We start from the raw sequence: 25563 nt of genomic DNA, 5'->3' as shown, positions 1-25563 counted from the left end.
TACTGTTTTAGGGGTTTGAGACGGGTGAATTTTAGGTTCTTTCACAGTCTCTCCTGAGACTGTGAAAGAACCTCTCTTTCAGACTTCTCAATCAAGCCAATATTTTCAAGCCTTTCGGCTTTAACCAATCTAATCCTCTAAAATTTAAAAAATAGACCAATTTAAGCCTAAAATGAGCGATATACTCTTCTATTTCTGCTCTTATAGCTGCTATATTTCTTTCTTTTATGGCAATAATAAGTTTTTTAAACAGAGTTATCCCTATGAGATTGAGTAATCTTTTAAAGTTATAGGTAAACATGATCAGAGCATTCTCACTAGAAACTTTCTCTTGACCTCTTAGAAGATAGTGACTCCAACCCAATGTTTGTTTGATAGTGCCAAAGGGATGCTCTGCTAATGAAGCTCTTAGCTTCATCTGCTCTTTGGCTTTGTTGGTTTGCATCATCTGTTTATGCTCATGTATGATTTTAAAATACTCAGAGGCAGAAACCCTTTTATATGCTGTTTTTGGTGGGATACAGTTATCTCTTAGTGGACAGCTATTACATGTTTTACTTCCTGCTCTATAGAAGTAGTATTTAGTGCCATCTTTTTTAGTATTGAATGATGGGCTTTTGTGTAACTCTCTATTGTTTGGACAGATAAAGCAATCTTTGGCTTCATTGTATGTAAAATCATCTTGAGTAAAGTAACCATCCTTTTTAGCTTTGCTTTGTTTGTTTGGGATAGCTACACATGTTTTTATCTTATCATCTTTACATTTAGATAACTCTTTAGCACTGTAGTATCCTGTATCTGCAATAATAGTAAGATCATCTTGTTGGGTTATCTCTTTTGTTTGCAGTGCCATAGCGTGTAGCTTTCCATAGTCATTATTTTCTGAACTTACATCTGTAGCAACAATAAATTTAAAACTGTTATCTACTACGATCTGAGAATTGTATGCCATTAGGTTATGGGCTGGTTTTCTCATGAGTCTTGCATCAGGGTCTGTTCTATTGTATTGTGTAACTCCCATCTCTTCAAGCAGAGCCAAATCTTTATCAAGTTTAGATTTTTTCTCTCTCATTGTCTGAAGTTTATCTTTGGAGAGAGGTTTGAGTATTTGCTCTCTCTTCTCTTTTGCATCTTCAAACTCCAAATTTTTTAAATAGCTCTCTATTTTACTATCTATTGCTTCAATATCTTTTTGCAGATTCTTTTTTAGTAGAAGTTGATTTTTAGATGCATTGGCTCTAAGAAATGCTCCATCTACAGCTACAACTTTACCTGTAATAAGGTCTAACTCTTTAAGCAGTAGTACAAATTCTCTAAAGACTTTTTTTAATGCTTTAGCATTCTCTTTTCTGAAATCAGCTATAGTCTTATAACTTGGAGTAAGCCCTGCACACAGCCACATTATCTCTATATTTCTTTTTATCTCACTCTCTAGTTTTCTGGAGCTTCTTATTTTATTGAGGTAACCATAGATATAGATTTTTAGAAGGAGTTTTGGATGATAGGCTGGTTGCCCATCAGCACTACCAAGTGCAGCTTTGGTAAATCCAAGCTCTACCATATCCAATAGCTCTACATAATCCTCTATCGCTCTTACTGGATTATCTTGGCTGACATACTCATCGATGCTTGGTGGAAAAAATTGTTGTTGTTTACGGTTAAGACCTTGTTTATAGATATTGCTCATAGATATACCCAATTTATGCTTCTTGTGTATATCTATTATACTGTTTTAGGGGTTTGAGACGGGTGAATTTTAGGTTCTTTCACAGTCTCTCCTGAGACTGTGAAAGAACTAGGTACCCCGGAAGTGAAGGCTTCAGCCTCACCCAAATATTTGCATATTTTTAGATTATTTTGACAGAAAAAGCAATATTTTCCATTAAATACAAACTTTTTTAGGCAAAAAAGCTTTTTGGTGGGACTGAAGTCTCCACTTCCATGGGTTCTTTCACAGTCTCTCCTGAGGTGTCATGCCTACTTCAATACATAACAAATATAAATCAAAATCCATCGCTAGATGGCTATCATAAACCCATATCTCAATATCCATTTATGCCTCAGAGAGACGTAACGAGGAGAAAACACCGTAGGGGCAATCCCTTGTGGTTGCCCATCAAAAATAAATGGGCAACCACAAGGGATTGCCCCTACAAAATTTTCATCATGCATATATATATTCAATTTCTATCATAAAGTGCGTTGGCAAACGCACCCTACGAACACATCATATTTTCAACAATAAATTATGTTAAAATACATCAAATAAAATCAGGAATACAAAAACTCAAATGAAACTCCTCGTCTCAGCCCTAGAACCCTCCTCAAACCTACACCTCAAAGAGGTACTCAAATACACTAAAGATGTAGAACTCCTGGGTATTTTTGACAAGTCACTGGGTGATCCGCTCTATGATATCAGTGAAATGGCGATCATGGGTGTGGTGGATGCCATCAAGAAGCTTCGCTGGTTCTTCAAAGTGGCAGATGAGATGGTGGCACTTGCCAAAGATGCCGACAAAGTCCTGCTGATGGACTCTTCGGGCTTTAACCTGCCTCTGGCTAAAAAACTCAAAGAGAAGTACCCCAACAAAGAGATCATCTACTACATTCTCCCTCAGATATGGGCTAGTAGACCTAAACGGGCTTTGAAGCTAGAACTATACTGTGACAAACTCCTTGGCATACTTCCCTTTGAAGTGACATACTATCCGCAAGGAAAAGCAGAGTATATCGGTCATCCACTCCTTGATGAAATAACAGTGACCCATGATGCCACTTCCAATACCATTGCCTTTATGCCAGGAAGCAGAAAGAGTGAGATAAGCAGACTTCTGCCCATCTTTAAAGAGGTACGCAAAAAACTCTCCGAGAAAAAAGCCCTGCTCATTATTCCTGCAAGCTTTTCAGAAGAGAAGATCGCTTCATGGTATGGGGACATCTCTATGTTTGAGATAAGCAGAGATACCCATACGGCTTTAGCAGACTCAGAATTCGCTTTCATCTGCTCCGGTACAGCCACCCTTGAAGCTGCTCTTATAGGTACTCCCTTTACGCTAAGTTACATTGCTAAAAAAGTAGACTTTTTCATAGGTACTAAACTACTGGGCATCAAACAGGTAGGACTGGCAAATATCATCCTTACGCATTACAATAACACAACCTTGCATAATGAAATACTCCAGGAAAAAGTAACGGTTGACAATCTACTTGAAGAGTACTACAATACCGACCGAAAAATCTTCGCAGACAAAGCTGAAGAGTTACGAGAGTACCTTGAACACGGAAGCAGCGAAAATGTGGCTAAGATTATTATGGAGAAATATTGAAATGTTCAGCGTTCAGAAATTAAATAATAAAAGCATTGCAAAGCAATGCATACCAACACTCTTCACTCTTCACTCTTCACTCTTCACTTTGTCTCCAAAGGAGACAATTTGTTAGTCCACATCTGCTGTTCTGTTGACAGTCACTACTTTTTACAAAAGCTCCAAACAGAGTACCCGGAAGAGAAACTTACAGGGTTCTTTTATGACCCGAATATCCACCCATACAGTGAGTACTACTTACGTCTACTGGATGTAAAACGAAGCTGTAAAATGCTTGGCATTGACCTCATAGAAGGGGAATATGATGTAGAGAACTGGCTTGAGGCTGTGCGTGGATTGGAGCATGAACCTGAAAAGGGTTCCCGTTGTTCGGTCTGTTTTGACAGACGTTTTGAGATCTCTGCAAAAAAAGCCTCTGAATTAGGAGAAAAGATGTTTACCTCCACCCTGCTCACTTCTCCCAAAAAATCACTCAAACAACTTCAAGTTGCAGGAGATGCATTGGGGGAAAAATATGGCATAGCGTTTATTGCTCCGGACTATCGTAAAGCATCCGGAACACAGGAGCAGAACATTTTAGCCAAAGAGGACTCACTTTACCGGCAAGACTACTGCGGGTGTATGTTCGGGCTTAACATTCAGCGTGATCAACAAGAGAAACTTGCCGATGAACTTTTTGTACCTATTTCAGGGCAAGTACAACCGGAATCCATAGAAGAACGTATAGAGATGTATGAGAAGCGTTGGAAGCTTGAAGAGGAAGAAGTACCTCATAAGATCATCAAACAACGCTTCTTGAACTGGCGTTTAACTATGGGACTGTTACGTGTACGAAAAGAGGTAGTACCTGCACACTTTTTACCCTACTCTACACTCAAAGGTGAGTACAGCAGAGGGAAGATAGACTATAGCATAGAGAGTGTGCATCATATGAATCGTGATGAAGTAAAGTTCATTACCCTTGCAGACTATAACAGACTTGCCCAAACCAATTATCAAAGTGTTACAGAACTCATCTTTAACCCGCCACTGTTTAAGAAAGAGGTAGAATTACGTGCAAAACTGGGCATCATTCCTTATGATCTTTCGGCGATACTGGTAGTGGAAGAGATACCTGCAAATAAAATAGAAATACTCTGTCAAAGCAAAACCTACAGTGATGTCAAAGAGGTGCTGATAGCGCTTTGATATTTTTATCACTTTTTTACCAATTTTGCGCTAGAATATATCAAATTTTTACCTAAAGGTTTGCTAGTGCTTTATAACGTTGTCGAAATTCAAAAAATATTACCTCATAGATACCCATTTTTACTTGTAGACAGAATTACTGATCTTACACAAGGTGAGTACATAGAGGGATATAAAAACATCTCTATCTCTGAGCCTGTTTTCCAAGGGCATTTTCCTGATCATCCTATCTACCCTGGTGTAATGATCATCGAAGGTATGGCTCAAGCAGGTGGTGTACTTGCGTTCAAAAGTATGGATAATGCAACACAGGAAGAGATCGAAAATAAAGTCGTTTACTTCATGAGCATCGATAAAGCGAAATTCCGTGCCCCTGTAACTCCAGGAGACCAGCTTGTATATAAGATCTCTGTGATCAAAAACAAAGGTGCTGTATGGCAACTTGATGCAAAAGCGTATGTAGATGACAAAGTGGTTGCACAAGCTGAACTTAAAGCTATGATCGTAGATAAATAAAAAGTAGGTTTCAAAATGTCCTTAATCCATCCAAGTGCTGTTATAGAAGAAGGTGCTGTTTTAGGTAGCAATGTCTCTGTCGGCCCTTTTGCCTATATCGGTCCCAAAGTGAAAATAGGTGATAACACAACCATAGCTTCGCATGCTGTCATTGAGGGCGATACAACCATCGGTAAACATAACCGTATCTTCTCTCATACAGCCATAGGAACCATCCCTCAAGATCTAAAGTATGATGGAGAAGATGTACAGCTTATCATTGGTGACAATAATATCATCAGAGAGTTTACCCTGCTCAACCCTGGTACAAAAGGTGGAGGTTCTGTTACAAAAATAGGTAACGGGAACCTTCTCATGGGGTATGTACATTTAGGACATGATGTGATCATGGGAGATAACTGTATCTTGGCAAATGGAGCCACACTGGCTGGACATGTTGAATTGGGTAACCATGTGGTTATCGGCGGGCTTACACCTGTGCATCAGTTTGTACATATCGGTGACTATGCCATGATAGGCGGAGCCAGTGCATTGGCACAAGATATCCCTCCTTTCTGTCTGGCTGAAGGAAACCGTGCAAGTCTGCGCGGCTTGAACCTTACCGGACTGAGAAGACAGATAGACCGTGAAGAGATCAATGCACTTAAAATTGCCTATAGAGAACTCTTTGAGCAAGGCAACCCTTTGCAAGAGGTAGCTCAAACACTCTTTGAAACAACCACTTCTGAAAAAGTAAAATCACTTTGTGAATTCATAAAGACCTCAAAAAGAGGCATCCCTTTTACCAGAAAATAGAATAAAAATAGAAAAAATATGAGGATTAAAAATGTCAATTAAAGAATGTAGCTTTTGTTCTGCCACTGAGAGTGAAGAGAATCCTCTCATTGCCGGAGAAAGTGCATACATCTGTTCAAACTGTGTGATCTCTGCCTATAAAATTCTCTTTGGAGAAGAAGAACAAGAAGAGACAGAAACAGACTTTGGAACACAAACACTTTACACACCTAAAGAGATCAATGCCCTTCTTGATGAGTATATCATTGGTCAGGAAAATGCAAAAAAAACACTTTCCGTTGCTGTTTACAATCACTATAAACGTATTTTCAGAGACAATGTTGAAGATGATACCCAAATCTCTAAGTCAAATGTACTTCTTATAGGTCCAACAGGTTCAGGTAAAACACTCTTAGCTCAAACGATCGCCAGATTTTTAAATGTACCTATTGCCATCGCAGATGCGACTAACCTTACAGAAGCCGGATATGTAGGTGAAGATGTAGAGAACATCCTTACAAAACTGCTTATGGCTGCAGATGGTGACCCGAAACGTGCAGAACAGGGTATTGTCTTTATAGATGAAATAGACAAGATCGCCAGAATGGGTGAGAACCGTTCCATCACACGGGATGTTTCCGGTGAAGGTGTACAGCAGGCCCTGCTTAAACTGATCGAAGGTTCCGTAGTGAATATTCCGCCAAAAGGCGGAAGAAAACATCCTAACCAGGACTTTATACAGATAGACACATCCAATATTCTCTTCATCTGCGGTGGAGCTTTTGACGGTCTTGATGGTATACTGAAAAGAAGACTTGGGAGCAATACCCTGGGATTTGGTCAGACCAAGCGCAGCAAAAAAGAGGAAGAGAACCTTCTTCATCTTGTAGAGTCGGATGATCTGGTCTCTTTTGGTCTCATTCCCGAGCTTATAGGACGCCTCCATATACTTGCTACACTGGGTGAAATAAGTAAAGAAGATATGGTACGTATTTTGATAGAACCTAAGAACTCATTGGTCAGACAGTATCAGAAACTTTTTGAGATAGATGATGTGAAGCTCAGTTTTGAAGAAGATGCACTCTCTTCGATCGCACAAAAGGCCATAGATAGAAAAACCGGGGCAAGAGGACTGCGTTCCATACTTGAAGATATACTGCTTGATATCATGTATGAGTTACCGGAACTTGAAGGTTATGAAGTGATCATCACCAATGAAGTAGTTGAAACAGGGGCAAAACCTCTTTATATAAAAAATAAAAAAACTGCGTAATTACACTATCAGCAGAAAAGGATAAATAGATGTTTAAAAAATTATTAGGAATGTTTTCCAACGATTTGGCTATCGACCTAGGAACAGCAAATACACTTGTTCTTGTCAAAGGGCAAGGTATCTGTATCAATGAACCATCTGTTGTTGCTATCCAATATGATAAACATGGTCAACAACGTATCCTGGCTGTAGGACAGGAAGCAAAAGACATGGTGGGTAAAACACCGGGGAACATTAAAGCGATCCGTCCTATGAAAGACGGTGTTATCGCAGACTTTGAAGTTACTGAAATGATGATCCGTTATTTCATTGAAAAAGGCACACAAACGAAAAGGATTCTTTTCTCCCCGCATCATTATCTGTGTACCTTATGGCTTGACACAGGTAGAGAGACGTGCCGTGAAAGATTCTGCCGAAAATGCCGGAGCAAGATATGTGTATCTTATAGAAGAACCGATGGCAGCTGCCATCGGTGCCGGTATACCAGTCAAAGATCCGAACGGTAACCTTGTAGTAGATATCGGTGGAGGTACTACTGAGATCGGTGTAACATCCCTTGGAGGACTTGTGATCAGCAAATCCATCCGTATTGCCGGAGACAACATTGATCAGGCCATTGTAGATTATGTTAAAAAGAATTTCAATCTTCTTATCGGTGACCGTATTGCAGAAGAGCTCAAGATCAAAATAGGTACTGCCGTACCTCTGGAAGAAGAACTCATCACTACTGTACGCGGTAGAGATCAGGTAGAAGGAAGTCTGGCTTCTATTGAGATCACTTCTGAACATATCAGATCTGCAATGAAAGATTCACTTGAAGAGATCGCAGATGCACTGAAAGATGTTTTGGAACAGACTCCTCCGGAGCTTGCAGGTGATATCGTGGAGAACGGTATCGTACTTACAGGCGGCGGTGCACTTATCAGAGGTTTGGACAAATATCATTTCGGATATTGTAAAACTACCGGTATATATTGCCGAAGACCCATTACTTGCAGTAGCAAAAGGTACTGGTAAAGCCCTGGATGAAATAGATATACTCCAGCAAATGGCATATGAAGACTAGACTGATTATTATTGTTATACTGTTATTGGTCCTGACAGTATTATTAACAAGAAATGATGAGCGTATCACCGATACGCTTCTGGGTATCATCAACCCTATCAAACAAAACTATAAAAATATCACACAAAATCTAGAAGATAAAAGTCATAGTTATATCTTCCAGAAAGAATCTATTGAAAAACTCAGCAGGGAAAACCGCATTCTGCGTAAACGTCTTCTTGAACAAACCCACTATATCAAACAGGTAAAGAATATCTATGATGTCCTTCCCAAACTCAGCAGACTGCCTGTTCACAACATCTCGATCACAGAAACAATCTCTTATGTAAAGCTTAACAGCTTTTCACAGATCATCCTTACCAAGCCCAAAGCACTCATTGAAAACAAGCTTTATGGACTTATACAGGGAACTATAGTAGCAGGCATAGCACAAATACGCAATAATCAACTCTATGGCTACCTTACCTCTGATAATAAATGCCGTTTTTCTGTTTTTCTGGGAAAAGAAAAAGCCCCCGGTATTGCCATAGGTATGGAAAAAAATAAAATGATCATCAAATTTATCCCGAAATGGCATAAAATACAGGTAGGTGACAAAGTAGTTACTTCCGGATTGGATGATATTTTCTTTGCCGATATCCCGGTAGGAATAGTAACCAAAGTAGAAGTTCAAAGCTCATATAAAGTAGCACATATCAAAACATACAGCGATATTTTTCATCCTAAAACATTTTTCCTCATCAATGATGCAAAAGCAACACTTGTCCAGGATTTTGACAGCAATGCTACACATTTGGCCATTCCTTCTACTATAGAAGAAAACAGGGAAGATAACCGATCTGATATCACTGCAGTGGAACATAATCAGACCCTGCCGATCATTTCAAGTATCCCCAACAGAATAGACCAGACCCAGGAAGATATCATTGAACCGGAAACACCTCTGGAAAAAGTGGAATCCCCTAAAAAAGTCAAAAAGTCAAAAAAATTTAAAAAGAAAAAATACAAACCTGAAAGTTTGGATCTCTTCTAGGAGTCTGCCCGACACATCAGATTGAATTTTACAGCTGATCAGGCATAAGTCGGACAAACTCCTCTATACTCCTTAATTTCCTGCCCTTTTTTAAGGGCATTTTTTGCCCCGATACAGTATAATCTTAAACTAAAAATTAAGGGTATTTCTCCATGCCAAAACGCGAAGACATCAAAACTATTTTACTTATTGGTTCAGGACCTATCGTTATCGGTCAAGCCTGTGAATTCGACTACTCCGGTACACAAGCAGCAAAAACACTTAAAGAGCTTGGTTACAGAGTAGTGTTGATCAACTCCAACCCTGCTACAATCATGACGGATCCTGAGTTTGCAGACAGAACGTACGTCGAACCTATCACTCCGGAAGTGATCTCCAAGATCATTGAAAAAGAAAATGTAGATGCTATCTTACCGACGATGGGTGGACAGACAGCACTCAATGTAGCGATGGATATGCACGAAGCCGGTATGCTCAAAGATGTAAAGTTCTTGGGAGCAAATCCTGCCGCTATCAAAAAAGGTGAAGATAGACAGGAATTTAAAGAAGCGATGATCAAGATCGGCATGGATCTTCCTATCTCTCAATATGCCTACAATATGGATGAAGCACTTGATGCTGCGAAAAAGATCGGTTTCCCACTTATCATCCGTGCATCATTTACCATGGCAGGCGGGGGTTCCGGTGTTGCTTACAATATGGATGAGTATAAAGAGATCGTCAGAGGTGGTCTTGAAGCCTCTCCTATCTCAGAGATCCTCATTGAAGAATCTCTTCTTGGCTGGAAAGAGTACGAGATGGAAGTGATCCGTGACAGAGCAGATAACTGTATCATCGTATGTTCCATCGAAAACTTTGACCCTATGGGTGTACATACGGGAGACTCTATTACCATAGCTCCTGCCCTTACACTCACAGACAAAGAGTACCAGAACATGAGAGATGCCTCTTTCAAGATCCTGCGTGAAGTAGGTGTCGATACCGGAGGATCGAACGTTCAATTCTCTATCAACCCGGAAACAGGCCGTATGATCGTCATCGAAATGAACCCGAGAGTAAGCCGATCTTCTGCACTTGCATCAAAAGCAACCGGTTACCCTATCGCTAAGGTAGCAACACTTCTGGCTGTCGGATTTACACTGGATGAGATCACAAATGATATTACCGGAACACCTGCATCATTTGAGCCTGTTATCGACTACATTGTAACAAAGCTTCCAAGATTTACTTTCGAGAAGTTCCCTCTTGCGAACTCTACACTCACTACAGCTATGAAATCTGTAGGTGAAGCGATGTCCATAGGCCGGACCTTCAAAGAGTCATTCCAAAAAGCACTCTGTTCACTTGAAACCGGTCTTACAGGTTTCAACCCTGTCAAATGTGACGGAGAGACGCTCGTAAGAGAAATACGCCGTCCAAATGAAAGTCGTATGCTCTATGTATTTGAAGGGTTGAGACGCGGTATGACCGTAGATGCCATCTTTGATCTTTGTAAGATCGACAGATGGTTCCTCTATCAGCTTGAAGAACTTGCACAAAGAGAAAAAGAGATGGACATTGCACTGCTCTCAGATGCTACAAGATTACGCCAAGTTAAATCTGAAGGTTTCTCAGATGCGATGATCGCTGAAGTGATCAACGCTAAAGAGGGTCTTAACCTTACAGAGAATGACATCTATAACGCAAGAGAGAAACTCGGTATCACTCTTGAATACAATGAAGTAGATACCTGTGCAGCAGAGTTCAAGGCACTCACACCTTATTTGTACTCAACAACAAATATCACTAAACTGCCGCAACCGCCAAGAGAAGAAAGTAATGACAGAAAAGTACTGGTTATCGGTGGAGGACCTAACCGTATCGGTCAGGGGATCGAGTTTGACTACTGTTGTGTTCATGCTGCTTTTGCACTGGAAGATATGGGTATCAAGTCTATCATGTATAACTGTAACCCTGAGACGGTTTCTACAGACTATGATACGTCTGATATCCTCTACTTTGAACCTATTGACTTTGAACATGTAAGAAATGTCATCGAACTTGAAAAACCGGACGGTGTCATCGTTCACTTTGGTGGACAAACACCATTGAAACTGGCGAAAAATCTTACAGCTATAGGTGCGAAGATCTCCGGAACCACGGCAAAAGTGATCGACCTTGCAGAAGACAGAGAACTTTTCTCTACATTCATTAACGAGCTGGGACTTAAACAACCGGCAAATGGTACAGTTTTCTCTAAAGATGAAGCAATGGTAGTAGCCAACCGTATCGGCTACCCTGTACTTGTTCGCCCTAGTTTCGTATTGGGTGGTCGTGGAATGAGAACAGTTTATAACGATGCAGAACTTAGAGAGTATATGGATGAAGCTGTAAGTGTATCGAATGATGCTCCGGTACTCATAGACAAATTCCTTGACAATGCCATAGAGCTTGATGTGGATGCCATTTGTGACGGTAAAGATGTTTACATCGGTTCAGTCATGCAACACATTGAAGAAGCAGGTATCCACTCTGGTGACTCTGCATGTTCACTTCCTCCTATGTCCATCTCAACTGAACTTCAGGAAGAAGTCAAAGAGCAAACCGCCAAGATAGCCCTTGGTTTAGGTGTAGTTGGTCTGATGAATATCCAATATGCCATCCATAAAGGCGAGATCTACCTCATTGAAGTAAACCCTAGAGCCTCTAGAACAGTTCCATTTGTTAGTAAAGCAACTGGTGTACCTCTTGCAAAAGTAGCTACAAGAGTCATGATACAGGGTGACCTCAAAGAAGCACTTAAGTACTACGATACCTTTAAAGTAGTGAACTTTGACAAGAAGATCATGGAGCCTAACCTTAAAGGGCATGTTGCCGTGAAAGAGGCTGTATTCCCATTCAACAAGTTACCTGGTTCAGACCTTATCTTAGGGCCTGAGATGAAGTCTACAGGTGAAGTTATGGGTATATCAGACAACTTCGGTATGTCTTTTGCCAAGTCTCAGTTCGCTTCTAAGAACAACATTCCGCTTGAAGGTAAAGTATTCCTCTCTCTTACAGAAACAGATAAACCAAATGCTGGTGAAGTAGGTAAAATGTTCACCGACCTTGGTTTTGAGATCGTAGCCACTTCAGGAACACATGCAGCACTCGAAGCAGCAGGTGTAGCCTCAACAAAAGTACTCAAGATCTCTGAGGGTCGTCCAAATATCGATGATATGATCAAAAATGAAGAGATAGCCCTTGCGATCAATACTTCAGACAACAAAGCAAGTAAAAGTGATGCCAAGATCATCCGTCAATCAGTACTTACAAACCATGTTGCCTATTTCACTACTCTTGCTGCGGCTAAAGCAACTGCACTTGCCATTAAAGAGCTTAAAGCGGCAGGTGGAGAGCTTGAGCCTAAAGCATTGCAGGATTATTTGGCATAAGCCCACCATACTACCACCCTTTCTTCCCAAGCTCCTGCTTGGGAATACAATACCTAACTCATACAACTCATACAACTCAAAAAAATCAATAATTCAAAAAGAATGCTAAACTAAGATATGCATTACTAAGCTGGAGCTTAGTAACGAGGAAAACGGAACACTTTGTCCAAATAACGGTTATTTCCGGGCTAAAAGGACATTAGTAAAGATTATAATGCTCCAAAATTTTATCAAACATCCTTGTTTGGCTTATTTTTATCATTAATAAGACATTTTTGATATACTATCAATACCTAAATATCGTAATAAAAGGACACGTTGTTCCTTGAATAAATAGTTGCCTCGGACGCTTCGCTTACCGAGGCAACGGGGGCGCGGGCTGAACACCCGCTGGTCGCCCGGCGCAAAGCGCCAGGCAACAAGCGGGAGGAGCAAACACCCCCTCCTGAAAGCAAGCTTTCTTCCGTGGGTGTTGCTCACCCGCGCCCCCGTTAGCCACTAAGAATAAATTTCCTCGTCCCCAAGCTCCAGCTTGGGGATGCATATGTGACTGAAGCATCCCAAAAAAGCTCATAATGAAATAAAAAAATGATACACTTCATCTATGGGAAGAAATAGATATAAGATATACGAACCAACACATCCACACTTCTTAACATGCACAGTCTTGCATTGGCTACCACTATTTACCAACAAAAAAAGTGTTCAAATTCTCCTAGATAGCCTAACCCACCTGCAAAAGAGTGATGATCTCAAAATATACGCCTATGTAATACTGGAAAACCATCTGCATCTAATAGCACAAAGTAATGATATATCTAAAAGTATGCAAAAGTTCAAAGCCTTTACTGCCTATGAACTTATTAAACTCTTGGAAAAGCAAAATATAAAAACATTGTTGGATCAGTTTGCTTTCTACAAAAAAGCACATAAAGACCATACCTCTTATCAGATATGGGAAGAAGGATTTCATCCTCAGCTGATGCAAACAGATGCTATGATGATAAATAAGATACAATATATACATGAAAACCCTGTAAAAAGAGGGTATGTAGATGAAGCTGGGCATTGGAGATATAGTTCTTCCAGGGACTATGAAGGTGTTGAGGGATTACTTGAAATAGAGAGGTTTTGGTGATGCAGGAATCAAGTATGCATCACCAAGCTGGAGCTTGGGGACGAGGAAAGGAATAAATTGAATTTACAATGGATATACAACTGTGATAATACTGATTGGGATGAATTATCAAATTTATATAAAATAGCACCACTTGGAGATAAAAAACCAAATGATTTAAAAACCGTTTTTTCAAATAGTATGTACAAATGTTTTGTCTATTCAGACAAAACGTTAATTGGTGCTGGAAGAGCATTAGCAGATGGATTAGATTGTTCATACATATGTGATATAGCTATACATCCAGATTTTCAAAATAAAGGTATTGGAAAAGATATAGTTAAAAAACTTATTGAATTTTCACAAGGATATAATAAAATAATTTTATATTCATATCCGGGAAAAGAAGAATTTTATTCAAAAATAGGATTTGATCAAATGAATACAGCAATGGCAATATTTAACAATAAAGAACAAGCAATTGAATGGCAACTTACAAGAAAAACATAACCATCTCTTAGATAAAATTCACTAACGTTTAAAATAAAAAAATGATACATCAATCCACAGATAAGAAGAGAAAAATGCTAAAAGACAAAGTCTTCCTTACTCAGACCGATACTACTATCGGTTTTGTTTCACAAAATACTCAGAAACTCACACAAATAAAGCAACGTCCTCCTCACAAATATTATATTAAAGCTGTCAATTCACTGCAAACACTTAAAACATTTACACGTGTACCCTCTTCCCATAAAAACAGAGTAAGAAGAGCTAAGAAAACCACCTTTATCATGCCGGATGGACACTCTTACCGTGTGGTAAGAGACAAACATCACTTACTACTCTTGGATCGTCTCAAATGGGCATACACAACCTCTGCAAACCTTTCCAATGCTCCTTATGATGAAGCATTTGCAAAAGAGACTGCGGATGTCATCGTTACACCGCTCAAAGAGAGCAAACAAGCTTCGAACATCTATAAATTAGGAAACTACACTATAAAAAGGATTCGTTAATGCCAGTTATCTATGAAAATGAAAATATCAGGATAGAAACAGAAGAGAGTGAGATCCCCTGGTTGAAGATCTTTACACAGCATCCCTACAGAGAGATGAGCGAAGTACCTGCCGATATAAAGTTTGATATTTACTATTTTCTGGATATCATAGAAAAAGAGATGATAGCCTACTACACCCCTACCAAGATCAACATCGCCTCTTTTGGAAACTATGTACCGCATGTACACTGGCACATTATGGCACGTTTTAAAGAAGACTCTTTCTTTCCTGAACCTATGTGGGGAACAAAACAAAGAGAGAGTGATCTTCAATTACCTTCATTTGAACTCTTTTGCAAGAGGGTTACAGAAGCAGTTTCATAATAGAAACTTCTCTGAATACTCCCCCTATTCAGCTATACATATATCCGTTTATTTTGATTTTTTATGGGTATTTGTGATATAGTGAATAAATAGTTCGCTTCCAAGATAGAAGGAGGATTCGCCAATCCTCATAAGGGACGCGACAAATTCGAGGTGGATGAAATGTCAAGTCAAATAATAGGGTACTACAGCACAAGCAAAGAGAAGCTCCTGAATGACTTTGACAATACCTCTTCGCTGATGAAAGCTTCGCTTGTCGCACGCTACGGCAAAGAACTCGCCGGTACGCTGCAAAGAGAGAGCCGCCAGGAATATGAGAAACTCATCCCGGAGATTCCTTATATTAAAGGGTTTCGCGCAAGACTCTTCAATAGCTTTCTTCTCATCACCGCCCAAGAGCTCGTGACCTATAAAGCAATGCAGAAACACGGGAAGACACCTGAAGAGGCATGGGAATTATGCCACGAGGCACTTCGCCTCAGAATGGCGGAGATTCCGCAATGGAAGCGATGGCTCATGAAACGTTTCATGTTTTCTCGCCTTGTAAGGAAGGTTGTGGCGAGGCGAGCCCGGCGACAGCAAAAGGTCCGTTTCGGCGACTTTGAGGTTGAGTATCTCATTGGCGAGGGAGACGAATTCGATTTTGGCGTCAATTACCTTCAGTGCGGCCATCTTACCTTTTTGAAAAGACATGGAGGAGACGAGTTCGCCCCATATGTATGCATGTCAGACATTGTGTTGAGTGATGCCATGGGATGGGGCCTTATCCGTACGCAAACGCTTGCCGACGGCTGTCACCATTGCGATTTCCGCTTTAAGAAAGGAGCGGCAACGCAGATTTCCTCGAAAACGCCCGAAGTGCAGGAAGCAATTGAAAGAATACGCAAGAAGGAAGCCGAACAGGGCACTGGGTAATGAACGTGCCACCCTCCGGAAATCCGGCTTACTAGAGCTTAGTCCAGCCGTTATAGTACGAGGAAGCAAATGAAAAAAATTCCTCATTCCAACTATAAAAAATTGGAATAAGAGGTAGATAACAAGTAACTTATTAGTAAAGTCAACTGTTACAGAGTCTTGGGTATCTTAAAAGCAGCCTTTTTCTTACCCACAAGTTTCAAGAGCTCATCACTCTCTACGATCTCTTTATCTATAAGTCTTGCAGCCAGTTTTTCTATGATATTCCAATGCTGATCTACAAGTTTTTGCGTATGCTTACGAGCTGAATCCAACCAAAACAAAAATCTTTCTTCTATCTTGTCTTTAAGAAAAGTATCATTAATCGGAGATATCGTATCAATATTGATCAACCCCAGTTCACTGTCCATACCAAGGTTGGTGATCGCGGCATAGACTTGAAATGAAGCCTGGGAAAGGTCGTCCACCGCTCCACTATCCATATGATCGTTCCCTGCTTTTTTCATCTTTGAAATACGTCCGGCAAGCAATACACAAACATCATAAAAAAGCTCTTTTTTTGTAACATTGGACATCTGATCCTCTGCATTGTAGGACACAAAACCGAGTGTTCTGCTTCTTGGAGCAATAGTGACCTGCTCAATCTTGATATGCGGTAAAAGAAGAGAGGAAAGTACCGCATGGGCAGCCTCATGATAGGCTGTCATTTTAAGTTCTTCTTCAAGGTTTTTAACCATCTCCTTATCGACCTTGTGTCCGTATTTGATAATATTGATCTGCTCTATCAGAATCTCTTCAGTGATCCTCTTTTTTCCCTCTTCCACAACATTCAATACAGCCATACGTCCAAGTCTCTCAAGCTCCATAGCACTCATACCGGTAATGTAACGAACAATACGTTCAATGTCTATCTTTGGATCATGCGGTTTTTCCATGATCTTTTCAATAAAAAACCTTCTGGCATCTTTATCCAATTTAGAGACTTCCAATAAAAAATCAAGCTTTTGAGGAGCAGTCAGGACCGGGTCAACGGACTCAAGTGTTTCAGATGTTGCTATCGTAAATACCATTGCATCTGTAGATTCCAATACTTTTGAAATATCAGAAAAGGAAACGTTGGTAATAGCACCTTGCAGGATCCCTTTGATATCAATATCCTCCAAAAGCACAATACAGGGAGCATGTTTGGAGGCCGTTTCATAAACCTCTTTAATATAAGAAAGTTCAAAAAGTTTAGAGCCGGATATCTCTAGATAGGGAAATCCTACCTCATGTGCAAAAGCCTTTGCAAGCATGCTTTTCCCTACACTTACAGGCCCATAAAGAAGTAAACCTTTAGGTATGGCTGTATCAAACCGTTTAAGCATTTCCGGTTTTTTTATGATCTTTATAATTGCTTTAAGACGCTCTTTTATCTGTTTATGTCCAACGACATCATCAAAACTGATCTTCGATTGATATATTTTGGGAGCATTTTTTACATTTTTTGTTGCCATATCTATCCTTTATGAGGTTTTAGAGATACCTTTATCTAATTCTAGCATAACTCCTTCTCTCAAATCTGACATATAGCGTATCGTTTGTATATCTGTATGATGAATTACTTCTATGAGTTTAGGTATAATAAACTATTCCATCTGAAAGAGGTACATAATGATACATGAGTTATCCAATCCTGTTGTAAAAACGTTACTGAACCACTTGCGGGAGACAGAAACAGATGCCTTGAGATTTCGGCATATTGTTCAGGAGTTGGCGCGTCTGCTTACTTATGAAGCCCTGAAATCCGAACCGCTTGAATCCCGACAGATCAGAACATGGCAGGGAGAACACTCCTTTGGATTTATCAAAGAAGAAGATCTCCTTTTTGTCTCCATACTGCGTGCCGGACTCCCCATGATAGAATCTGTCACAGCCCTTTTTCCAGAAGCCTCTTCCGGATTTTTAGCAATGAAACGTGATGAAACGACCCATCAGAGTGTACTCTATTATGACCGTATACCTCCATGCAAAGGTAAAACAGTGATCATTGTCGATCCCATGGTGGCAACCGGCGGCTCACTCTGTGATGCTATAGCAGTCATCAAAGCAAAATCACCGAAAAAGATCCTCTCTCTCAATCTTATCGGCTCTCCTGAAGGGCTTGCCATTGTAAAACAAAAACATCCGGATATAGAACTCTATATTGCACAGATCGATGAAAAGCTGAATGAAGATAAATTCATTCTCCCCGGACTGGGAGATGCAGGTGACCGATCCTATAATACATTTGATGAGGCATAGTGCACTCTATGACAATGATGCTTCATGGCTATAAGAACTTTTTAAGTCCTATTATCCTGCTCTTATTACTCGGAGCATTATTTCTTTTGGGGCACTACTCCAATATCAGTACGATTTTCGGAGGCATTGCCCTCTTTCTTATTGGTATGGAATATATGGAAGGCGGTTTCAAAGTATTCAGTGGCGGCTTCCTTGAAAAAGTATTGGAAAAATCCACCGATACCACTCCCAAAGCGATCACTACCGGCTTTCTTGCTACAGCTATTGTTCAAAGTTCAAGTTTGATCTCTATTATTGTCATCTCCTTTTTATCAGCAGAACTGATCACTTTGACTTCTGCTATAGGAGTCATCTTTGGTTCAAATATCGGTACAACTGCAACAGCATGGCTGGTTTCTACTTTTGGTCTAAAAGTCAAGATCTCTGTTTATGCTATGCCCATGCTTATTGTCGGTATCTTTATTCCTCTCTTCTTTAAAGAAAGCAGTTGGAAAGGTATTGCCTCCATCTTTATAGGTCTGGGCATCATATTTCTTGGTATCGGATATATGAAAGAGGGATTTGAAACTCTAAAAGAAGGGATCGACCTTTCCCAATACGCAATGGCCGGATATTCCGGTATTTTTGTTTACGTCCTGGTCGGTATAGCGGTTACAGTGATCATACAGTCAAGCAGTACCACAATGGCGATCATTATTACTGCATTGGTCACAGGGCAGATCGATTATGCAAATGCTCTGGCCCTGGCGATCGGTGCCAATATCGGTACAACGGTCACTGCTGTCCTGGCAGCTTTGAAATCCAATGAAAACGGCAAACGGCTTGCTGTTGCCCATTTTATATTCAATATTGTTACCGGTATCATTGCTATTGCTTTTATTTATCAGCTTACTGAGCTTGTGGATCATTTGGCTGTGACTCTTGGTATCGGTATAGAGAACTATGCCATGAAGCTTGCTCTGTTCCATACACTTTTTAATGTTATAGGTGTTTTGACAGTTTCCCCCTTTACCAATGTTTTAGTAAAATTCCTAAATACTTTATTCATATCCAAAGGGCAGAATAAAGGTAAAGTAAAATATTTGGATGACTCTGTTCTGGTACTTCCTTCCACAGCACTTGCAGCCATTATGATGGAGACAAAACATTTATATGAGAATGCCTTTGATATCATCGCAAGGGGATTGAACCTGAAAAAGAAAAATATCCTTTCATCCATGGATCTTGACGATGTGGTCAAAGACCTCTATACCTATAAAACCATCGATATAGATGATTTTTATCGTCACTGGATCAAAGGGATCTATGGGGAGATTATTGATTTTACTACCAGGGCCCAGACCAATATGCCTTCAGAATATATAGAAGAGTTGTACAAACTCAAACTAGCCTGCCGGGATATCGTTGAAGCAGTCAAGGGAACCAAACATCTGCAAAAGAATCTGATCAAATATACCTCCAGCAGAAATGAACATATCAGAGAGCAGTATAATGATATCAGAAAAGGACTGGCTGAACTGTTGAGAACACTTAATACCATCGCGACAACAGAGGAAGAAGATGTCATTATCCTGTTGCTTTCCAAAGCTAAAGTACATGCTCAACGCTATGACATCATCACAAACGGTACACTGGACAAATTGATCAGGAAAGGTCTTATTAACAATCAAATGGCAACTTCTCTGATGAATGACAGTGATTATGCCTACAGTATCAGTAAAAATCTTATTGCTATGGCTGAGATCCTTTTCATTGACATCAACAGTGACTTGAAAAGACTGAACGAAGAAATGGGTATCAGTGAGGAAGAAGTCGATCTACTTGTAAATAAAAAGGAACATTCATGAGTATTCAAAAATTTATAGAGAGTGTAAAAAAATCTTTAAACTTGGATAAGTTTGAACAAACAGGAAAAAAGAAAGCCATTAAACGTCTTTTAAAAAAACTGGAAGAGAGAAAAGAAATTCTCTCTAAAGTACCGAAGAAAAAACTGGATAAAAAAGAGAGAAGAGAGTTGAAAGAAGAACTTGAGATCATCTCTCTACAGATAAAAAAAGGTAAAAAAATATTGAAAACACTTGATGCTTAGAATACGTTTATCATTTAACATAAAGAGATTATAACAAAGATAGACGTATAACTAGATACCATCCACTCTAAGCAGTTTGGTTTTTCCTACCATAAGGTCTATTGACATCCCTATACGTTTAAACACAGACTCCTGTCTATACTCAAGATTATGCTTTTTACAAATATCTTTGACGATAGGCTGCAGCTTTTGATAAAAGCTATGTGGCATATTAGGGAAAAGATGATGTTCTATCTGGTAATTTAAGAATCCATGTAAAAAATCTTTAAAATCTGAGCCTGTATTGTAATTCACACTTCCCATGATCTGTCTAAGATAAAACTCTCCCGTACTCTTATGAGGTTCATTGAACATATAGATATCTTCTGCTGAGTGGTTGGGTACGATCACCAGGAATGAGTGTAAATTGGCAAAGAATTCTGCCATAAGTATAATGATAAAGGCATTGAATACCGCTTCTGTTCCCAAAGGTAAAAAGAGTGCAGGAATAGCAATGAATTTAATGATAGCATACGGTAAGAGATAATCCATCCATAAAACAAGCCCATTCTTCTTCTTGGGACTCCATACTTGACCACCTATCTCCTCAAGTCCGGCTTTTCTACGCTCTTTATTTTCCAGAATTTTAAGCGTATTGGGTGCATAATAAGTAAACTTCCAAGTCCCTGCAAAAAGATACATGATGACATAACGAAGCCACATAGGTGTTTTAGACTCGGTCAGCCACTTGACATTATGCTCTACATTATCAGGGTCATCAAGTTCACCTAAATGATAGTGGTGCATAATATTGTGCTCAAACTCCCAAGCTTCAGGCTTGATCCAGTCTAACCAATCCAAATATCTTCTATGATTTTTTGCAAAAACTGCTTTGGTATATTTTTCTGGAATATTGGGTACTTTATCGTATGCTCCATGTAATATAGGATGTGTAACATCTGCCCAACGAGCTACATTTCCTGTACTGATGAGAAATGCTGCTACAACAGCTAAAGGCCAAAAAACAAAAGCACTTAATCCTCCCCCGGAGAATTCTAAAAGACTTAATACAACAATAAGCCCATATCCGGAGAAAGTAGCTATTCTTCCCCATCTTTCCAACTTGAGTAAATGTTGGAAATCCTCTTCTCCTACTTTTCCCAATGATGCTCTAGCCTCTTCAATATCTTTTTGCAACTGCTCTTTATCCACATCTTCATATCGTGCATACCCAGTTACTTTCTCTTCACTTGCAATTTCCTCTTGAACTGCTTCAGGCACGACAGTCTCTTCTGACTGCATCTTTCTTTCTTCCGGTAACTTCCCCATTGATATCCTCTGTAAATTATAATTATTATAATTATATAGAAAGTTGATTAATCTAAGGTACCGTAAATATATAAAGGATAAATTCGGGTATAATTTCACAAATCAATATAAAGAACTACTATGTGTGACTTCAATGCCTTAACAGATGAAGAAAAAAAGCTTCATCATGAAAAACTACTTCAATGCGCAAACAACTTTGGAGGTAAGAACTTCTTCTTACAGCTCCTTGAAGCTATCCGTGAGACAAAGCCGCATCCTTTAATGGCAGGCAACAGTGAATTTAACATCGGATTAGGAACCATTAAGTGGAACAAAGTCATCTTTAATGATAAACTCCAACTCCTGCTCAAAGCCCGTGTGAATGAAAGCAAACAAAACAACCTTTTGCCAGCTAAAGATGAAAAGAACTATAAGAAAATACTTAATGTCGTACGTACACTCAAACCCATTGTATTTCATGTCCGTCCTGCCCAAAAAGAGAACGGACCCGGATTTTTCTTCCAGCCTTTTGACGTGATAGATGAGAAGACAACGAAACTCAACCCGGTGTTTGATGCACTTTTCTTTTGTTCGGTGGATACGGTCAAAAAAGTACTGAACTATGAACCAAAGGCATAAAATGTCTATAAAAGATGGTAAAAAAAGAAGCAATATCAAATATGGTCTGGATGTAGGTGTTGTACTTAAAGAAGACCAGTCTACAGGTTACATCACGTACGGAAAAGTACAAAAGATCCTTACCAACTCCCCTACCCATCCCCATGGCATCAAAGTACGTCTAAATACAGGTGAAGTAGGCAGGGTCAAAGAGATACTGTGACACTTTTTATAGACGGTGATGCCTTCCCCAACCTTCTCAAACCTATCGTACTGCGTGCTATAGAACGCCTGGCTCTTCCTACCAGGGTCATAGCCAATAAAAAAATAACCATAGGCAAGTCAAAATATATAGAATACATCATTGTAGACCAGGGGGCAGATGAAGCGGATCATCATATTGTTCAACTCTGCAGCGAAGGCGATCTGGTCATTACAGCCGATATTCCTCTGGCTGACAGGATCGTAAGTAAGCATGCCCATGCCATAGATCACAGAGGTGAACTCTACAGTGTAGATAATATCAAACAGTATCTGGCTATGAGAAATCTCATGGAGAGTATCCGTGAAAGCGGAGAGATGACAGGAGGGCCAAAAGCTTTTGGTCCAAAAGATGCCCATGAATTTGCAAACCAGTTACATCGGTTTTTAACAAAGTATTACAGGTAGTAAAGTAGAATTTGAATTTTTACTGAAATCCATTGAGCACGGAAAATGATTTTATGTTAGAATAAAGATGAAAAATATCTTTTACAGAGACAGGAAATGGAGGTAAACGATGAAAACCTATATTTATAATGCTGATATCGGAACATTTAGTATCCGGCAGATAAGTCATCTGCTTTATCAATTGTGGATAGAAGAGGAACTGCTTGGCGAATATGCAACCCCTGAGATGGCTGCCGCAGATGTTGCCCAGTTTGATACAGACTATGTAGAATGGGACAAACTGGAGAATACGCTTGAAAACGTACCGGCAAATCTTTCAGAGTGGACACTTGCTGCAGAAGAAACTCCAACTGACTGAATATAACAGAGCAGAGATATAAACCTATAGAATATGATAGCAAAAAATGAAATTCACTCATATTTTATGAAATAAGACCAACACAATACCATGATGACCAAAGTAATATCGCTCTGCTTCAATAAGCGGGATACCTGTTAGAAGTTCAGGGAGTCCACCTTTTTGAATGTAGAATCTGAAATTCCGGTAATGTTCACCACCTGCTATCCACTCTATAAAATAGATCAGCATCTTTGAGAGCAGAGAAGTCTTTTTGGTCAGTTCATAATCAACAATAAGAATATTTCCATTCTCAGAAGTTACACGTACCATCTCTTTAAGTATCTTACGTGCAGAAGCATAAGGCTTTTCATGCAGTGAAAAAGCTGTCATCACCAGATCGAACTTTGCATTTTCATAGTGCATTTGCGTGGCATCCTGCCGTATACAGTCTGCCTGGTATTTCCCTTTCCCCGCGACACTCAGCATCGCATCCGAAAGGTCAATGCCTTTCCCGTCAAATCCATGCTGCTTTAGAAGTTTAAGCTGGTCTCCCGTACCGCAGCATACATCAAGAATGGACCGGTATTGGTACTTTTTGACCAGAGATATCACCCTGTTTCGTATGGGACGGATAAAAGGAAAAAGAATCCAATCATAGATACTGGCTGAATATTGATACTCTTCCACCTTTCGCCTTTTAGATCAGGAACTCTTTTTTGAGTACCTCTTTGTCTATAGTTTTGTCATGCAGTGATTTAAGCGGCATACTTTTTTTATAAACGATCTGTGCAGGAAGCATATAATTGGGTAGATGCTTTTTCAGTTCAAAAAGGATCTCGTTTCTGGCAAGTTCGCTTTTACCGCCGTACACCATTACGATCTCCTCCTCTATCTCCACATTCGGGACAGAAAATACAGCACATACTGTGATCTCCGGTATATGTTCATACACAACACTTTCTATCTCATGGGGGCTGACACGGTAACCCTGTGTTTTGATCATATCATCTTTGCGTGAAACAAAATAGATATATCCCTCTTCATCAGCATAAACATAATCACCGCTGGCAATGACGGTCTCATCTGTCAACTGCCCCTCCGGATGAAGTACTTTGTCAAGGATGGAAATACTTTTAAAACGCTGGGCTGTTTCTTCAGGGGCATTCCAGTATCCTTTATAGATACAGGCACCACGGTGGATCAGTTCACCCACCTCCCGCGGTTCACAGGCTTTACCTTCTTCGTTGATGATGTAAAGCTCTACATCCGGGATTGCTTTCCCAATGGAGTTGGGACGTATGTGTATCTGGGCCGGATCAAGATATGCAGAACGGAAAGCTTCGGTAAGTCCATGCATAGAGTAGAACTTGCTGTCAGGGAAATGTGTTGTGATATTCTTGACCATCAACGGTGTGATATTCCCGCCGGAAGATGTAATGGCCCTCAGGTCCTTAAAATGCCCAGGCTGGGGAATACGGTGAGGATCATCATCGAACATCTGCGTAATATGTATCGGCATCAGCGGCAATACTGTGATCTTGTCATTGATGAGATGCGTGAAAAAATCTGACGGAAGCACGAATTTGTGGATCGCCAGTGTCGCTTTTTTATAGAGTGAAGTAAAGATCTGATTGAGCCCGTAATCAAGGTTGAAGGAGAGGATACCCGAAATGATATCCTCTTTGCATATATCAAGATATTTTGAAACAATACGTGCTCCGTCAGTCAAAGCACGATGATCTATCACGATCCCTCTGGGATTTCCGGAAGAACCGAAACTGTAAGTGATCGCTGCATTGTCATGTCCTTTGATCCCGCACCGGATATCGGGGGTATAACATTTATATATCTCCTCAAACGATACATCACTTTCACTGCTTGCCTCATAAGAGATGATCTTGCCTTCAAAATCGATCGCTTTGATATTTTCAATCTTCGTTCTATCTGTGATCAGACAGCTGATACTGCTGTCATCAATAATATGTTTGACCTGTTCAGGTTTTAACAATCTTGTAATAGGTACAAAGACATACTCCGTTGAAAGCACTGCCAAAATGGCAATAACCTGCTGACAGCTTTTATTGGAGTAAATACCTATCCTGCTCCCTTTCTTCAGATCCAGCGTTGTCAAATAATGGGCGATCTGATCTACTTTTGTAATGAGTTGACTGTAGGTATACTCTTCATTCCCATGCTTCAGTCCGATCTTTTCAGGCTCCGCCTGTACCGCCATTTCCAATATATTCCGAATACTATTCACAGACATGAT

General features: G+C 39.9%; 24 protein-coding genes and 1 pseudogene. 20 read left to right on the top strand and 5 right to left on the bottom strand.

Annotated elements, in window-relative coordinates; genetic code table 11:
- Positions 1–91: 91 nt before the first annotated feature.
- Positions 92–1687: an IS1182 family transposase gene (locus ACZ48W_RS11460; protein ID WP_464828216.1), complete on the bottom strand. Its 1596-nt coding sequence runs from the start codon at positions 1685–1687 to the stop codon at positions 92–94.
- Between the two features lie 604 nt (positions 1688–2291).
- Between ACZ48W_RS11460 and lpxB the strand changes: the two genes are divergently transcribed.
- From lpxB to ACZ48W_RS11395, 13 genes and pseudogenes are all read left to right on the top strand, one after another.
- Complete coding sequence (gene lpxB / locus ACZ48W_RS11455; RefSeq protein WP_464828653.1) at positions 2292–3329, top strand: lipid-A-disaccharide synthase; 1038 nt, start codon at positions 2292–2294, stop codon at positions 3327–3329.
- 108 nt (positions 3330–3437) lie between these two features.
- Positions 3438–4517 (top strand): epoxyqueuosine reductase QueH, encoded by a 1080-nt coding sequence (locus tag ACZ48W_RS11450; protein WP_464828652.1) that lies wholly within the window; start codon positions 3438–3440, stop codon positions 4515–4517.
- A gap of 66 nt (positions 4518–4583) precedes the next feature.
- Positions 4584–5033, top strand: coding sequence for a 3-hydroxyacyl-ACP dehydratase FabZ (gene fabZ / locus ACZ48W_RS11445; RefSeq protein ID WP_464828651.1), 450 nt, complete (start codon positions 4584–4586; stop codon positions 5031–5033).
- Between the two features lie 15 nt (positions 5034–5048).
- The gene (gene lpxA, locus ACZ48W_RS11440) at positions 5049–5828 is read left to right on the top strand and encodes an acyl-ACP--UDP-N-acetylglucosamine O-acyltransferase (protein WP_464828650.1); all 780 of its coding nucleotides are present in this window, start codon (positions 5049–5051) and stop codon (positions 5826–5828) included.
- A 31-nt stretch (positions 5829–5859) separates the two neighbouring features.
- Entirely contained in the window at positions 5860–7080 is a 1221-nt protein-coding gene (gene clpX / locus ACZ48W_RS11435) for an ATP-dependent Clp protease ATP-binding subunit ClpX (RefSeq protein ID WP_464828649.1), read from the top strand.
- A gap of 29 nt (positions 7081–7109) precedes the next feature.
- A pseudogene (locus ACZ48W_RS11430) lies at positions 7110–8097 on the top strand (rod shape-determining protein).
- Between the two features lie 38 nt (positions 8098–8135).
- Positions 8136–9179, top strand: a complete 1044-nt coding sequence (mreC, locus tag ACZ48W_RS11425) for a rod shape-determining protein MreC (protein WP_464828648.1) — start codon at positions 8136–8138, stop codon at positions 9177–9179.
- A 152-nt stretch (positions 9180–9331) separates the two neighbouring features.
- Positions 9332–12592, top strand: a complete 3261-nt coding sequence (carB, locus tag ACZ48W_RS11420; RefSeq protein WP_464828647.1) for a carbamoyl-phosphate synthase large subunit — start codon at positions 9332–9334, stop codon at positions 12590–12592.
- A gap of 604 nt (positions 12593–13196) precedes the next feature.
- Positions 13197–13730, top strand: a complete 534-nt coding sequence (locus ACZ48W_RS11415) for an REP-associated tyrosine transposase (RefSeq protein WP_464828646.1) — start codon at positions 13197–13199, stop codon at positions 13728–13730.
- Positions 13731–13787: 57 nt separating this feature from the next.
- Positions 13788–14219: a GNAT family N-acetyltransferase gene (locus tag ACZ48W_RS11410; protein ID WP_464828645.1), complete on the top strand. Its 432-nt coding sequence runs from the start codon at positions 13788–13790 to the stop codon at positions 14217–14219.
- 41 nt (positions 14220–14260) lie between these two features.
- Positions 14261–14728 (top strand): Sua5/YciO/YrdC/YwlC family protein, encoded by a 468-nt coding sequence (locus ACZ48W_RS11405; protein ID WP_464828644.1) that lies wholly within the window; start codon positions 14261–14263, stop codon positions 14726–14728.
- Positions 14728–15093 carry an HIT family protein gene (locus tag ACZ48W_RS11400; RefSeq protein ID WP_464828643.1) on the top strand — a complete coding sequence of 122 codons (366 nt, stop codon included), beginning with the start codon at positions 14728–14730 and terminating at the stop codon, positions 15091–15093. Before ACZ48W_RS11405 ends, ACZ48W_RS11400 begins: the two co-directional genes overlap by 1 nt.
- 162 nt (positions 15094–15255) lie before the next feature.
- Complete coding sequence (locus ACZ48W_RS11395; RefSeq protein ID WP_464828642.1) at positions 15256–16008, top strand: L-2-amino-thiazoline-4-carboxylic acid hydrolase; 753 nt, start codon at positions 15256–15258, stop codon at positions 16006–16008.
- A gap of 149 nt (positions 16009–16157) precedes the next feature.
- Here the strand turns inward: ACZ48W_RS11395 and ACZ48W_RS11390 are convergent, their stop codons facing one another.
- Entirely contained in the window at positions 16158–17504 is a 1347-nt protein-coding gene (locus ACZ48W_RS11390; protein WP_464828641.1) for an AAA family ATPase, read from the bottom strand.
- 157 nt (positions 17505–17661) lie between these two features.
- On the opposite strand from ACZ48W_RS11390, the gene upp reads away from it, so the two are divergent.
- From upp to ACZ48W_RS11375, 3 genes are read left to right on the top strand one after another with little or no spacing between them, the layout of a single operon-like run.
- Positions 17662–18291: a uracil phosphoribosyltransferase gene (gene upp / locus ACZ48W_RS11385; protein ID WP_464828640.1), complete on the top strand. Its 630-nt coding sequence runs from the start codon at positions 17662–17664 to the stop codon at positions 18289–18291.
- 8 nt (positions 18292–18299) lie between these two features.
- The gene (locus ACZ48W_RS11380; protein WP_464828639.1) at positions 18300–20138 is read left to right on the top strand and encodes a Na/Pi cotransporter family protein; all 1839 of its coding nucleotides are present in this window, start codon (positions 18300–18302) and stop codon (positions 20136–20138) included.
- Complete coding sequence (locus ACZ48W_RS11375) at positions 20135–20380, top strand: hypothetical protein (protein WP_464828638.1); 246 nt, start codon at positions 20135–20137, stop codon at positions 20378–20380. The genes ACZ48W_RS11380 and ACZ48W_RS11375 overlap by 4 nt, the downstream gene beginning before the upstream one ends.
- Before the next feature lie 51 nt (positions 20381–20431).
- Here ACZ48W_RS11375 and ACZ48W_RS11370 read toward each other — a convergent pair whose 3' ends face one another.
- Complete coding sequence (locus ACZ48W_RS11370) at positions 20432–21688, bottom strand: fatty acid desaturase family protein (RefSeq protein WP_464828637.1); 1257 nt, start codon at positions 21686–21688, stop codon at positions 20432–20434.
- Positions 21689–21808: 120 nt separating this feature from the next.
- Between ACZ48W_RS11370 and ACZ48W_RS11365 the strand changes: the two genes are divergently transcribed.
- From ACZ48W_RS11365 to ACZ48W_RS11350, 4 genes are all read left to right on the top strand, one after another.
- Entirely contained in the window at positions 21809–22306 is a 498-nt protein-coding gene (locus ACZ48W_RS11365) for a hypothetical protein (protein WP_464828636.1), read from the top strand.
- A gap of 7 nt (positions 22307–22313) precedes the next feature.
- Entirely contained in the window at positions 22314–22508 is a 195-nt protein-coding gene (locus ACZ48W_RS11360) for a YwbE family protein (protein ID WP_464830507.1), read from the top strand.
- The gene (locus tag ACZ48W_RS11355; protein ID WP_464828635.1) at positions 22505–22954 is read left to right on the top strand and encodes a YaiI/YqxD family protein; all 450 of its coding nucleotides are present in this window, start codon (positions 22505–22507) and stop codon (positions 22952–22954) included. The genes ACZ48W_RS11360 and ACZ48W_RS11355 overlap by 4 nt, the downstream gene beginning before the upstream one ends.
- A gap of 109 nt (positions 22955–23063) precedes the next feature.
- Positions 23064–23312 carry a hypothetical protein gene (locus tag ACZ48W_RS11350; protein ID WP_464828634.1) on the top strand — a complete coding sequence of 83 codons (249 nt, stop codon included), beginning with the start codon at positions 23064–23066 and terminating at the stop codon, positions 23310–23312.
- A 57-nt stretch (positions 23313–23369) separates the two neighbouring features.
- Here the strand turns inward: ACZ48W_RS11350 and ACZ48W_RS11345 are convergent, their stop codons facing one another.
- Entirely contained in the window at positions 23370–23981 is a 612-nt protein-coding gene (locus tag ACZ48W_RS11345; RefSeq protein WP_464828633.1) for a class I SAM-dependent methyltransferase, read from the bottom strand.
- Between the two features lie 10 nt (positions 23982–23991).
- Positions 23992–25560 (bottom strand): AMP-binding protein, encoded by a 1569-nt coding sequence (locus tag ACZ48W_RS11340; protein ID WP_464828632.1) that lies wholly within the window; start codon positions 25558–25560, stop codon positions 23992–23994.
- Positions 25561–25563: the final 3 nt, after the last annotated feature.

This window comes from Sulfurovum aggregans (assembly GCF_055385215.1).
This window is presented reverse-complemented; position numbering and strand designations above follow the sequence as displayed.

Coding starts and splice junctions, on each gene's coding strand:
- ACZ48W_RS11375 (WP_464828638.1), top strand. CDS start 20,135: ATGAGTATTCAAAAATTTATAGAGAGTGTAAAAAAATCTTTAAACTTG.
- clpX (WP_464828649.1), top strand. CDS start 5,860: ATGTCAATTAAAGAATGTAGCTTTTGTTCTGCCACTGAGAGTGAAGAG.
- ACZ48W_RS11400 (WP_464828643.1), top strand. CDS start 14,728: ATGCCAGTTATCTATGAAAATGAAAATATCAGGATAGAAACAGAAGAG.
- ACZ48W_RS11370 (WP_464828637.1), bottom strand. CDS start 21,688: ATGGGGAAGTTACCGGAAGAAAGAAAGATGCAGTCAGAAGAGACTGTC.
- lpxA (WP_464828650.1), top strand. CDS start 5,049: ATGTCCTTAATCCATCCAAGTGCTGTTATAGAAGAAGGTGCTGTTTTA.
- mreC (WP_464828648.1), top strand. CDS start 8,136: ATGAAGACTAGACTGATTATTATTGTTATACTGTTATTGGTCCTGACA.
- ACZ48W_RS11365 (WP_464828636.1), top strand. CDS start 21,809: ATGTGTGACTTCAATGCCTTAACAGATGAAGAAAAAAAGCTTCATCAT.
- ACZ48W_RS11340 (WP_464828632.1), bottom strand. CDS start 25,560: ATGTCTGTGAATAGTATTCGGAATATATTGGAAATGGCGGTACAGGCG.
- ACZ48W_RS11380 (WP_464828639.1), top strand. CDS start 18,300: ATGACAATGATGCTTCATGGCTATAAGAACTTTTTAAGTCCTATTATC.
- ACZ48W_RS11395 (WP_464828642.1), top strand. CDS start 15,256: ATGTCAAGTCAAATAATAGGGTACTACAGCACAAGCAAAGAGAAGCTC.
- ACZ48W_RS11460 (WP_464828216.1), bottom strand. CDS start 1,687: ATGAGCAATATCTATAAACAAGGTCTTAACCGTAAACAACAACAATTT.
- ACZ48W_RS11405 (WP_464828644.1), top strand. CDS start 14,261: ATGATACATCAATCCACAGATAAGAAGAGAAAAATGCTAAAAGACAAA.
- lpxB (WP_464828653.1), top strand. CDS start 2,292: ATGAAACTCCTCGTCTCAGCCCTAGAACCCTCCTCAAACCTACACCTC.
- ACZ48W_RS11390 (WP_464828641.1), bottom strand. CDS start 17,504: ATGGCAACAAAAAATGTAAAAAATGCTCCCAAAATATATCAATCGAAG.
- ACZ48W_RS11350 (WP_464828634.1), top strand. CDS start 23,064: ATGAAAACCTATATTTATAATGCTGATATCGGAACATTTAGTATCCGG.
- upp (WP_464828640.1), top strand. CDS start 17,662: ATGATACATGAGTTATCCAATCCTGTTGTAAAAACGTTACTGAACCAC.
- carB (WP_464828647.1), top strand. CDS start 9,332: ATGCCAAAACGCGAAGACATCAAAACTATTTTACTTATTGGTTCAGGA.
- ACZ48W_RS11415 (WP_464828646.1), top strand. CDS start 13,197: ATGGGAAGAAATAGATATAAGATATACGAACCAACACATCCACACTTC.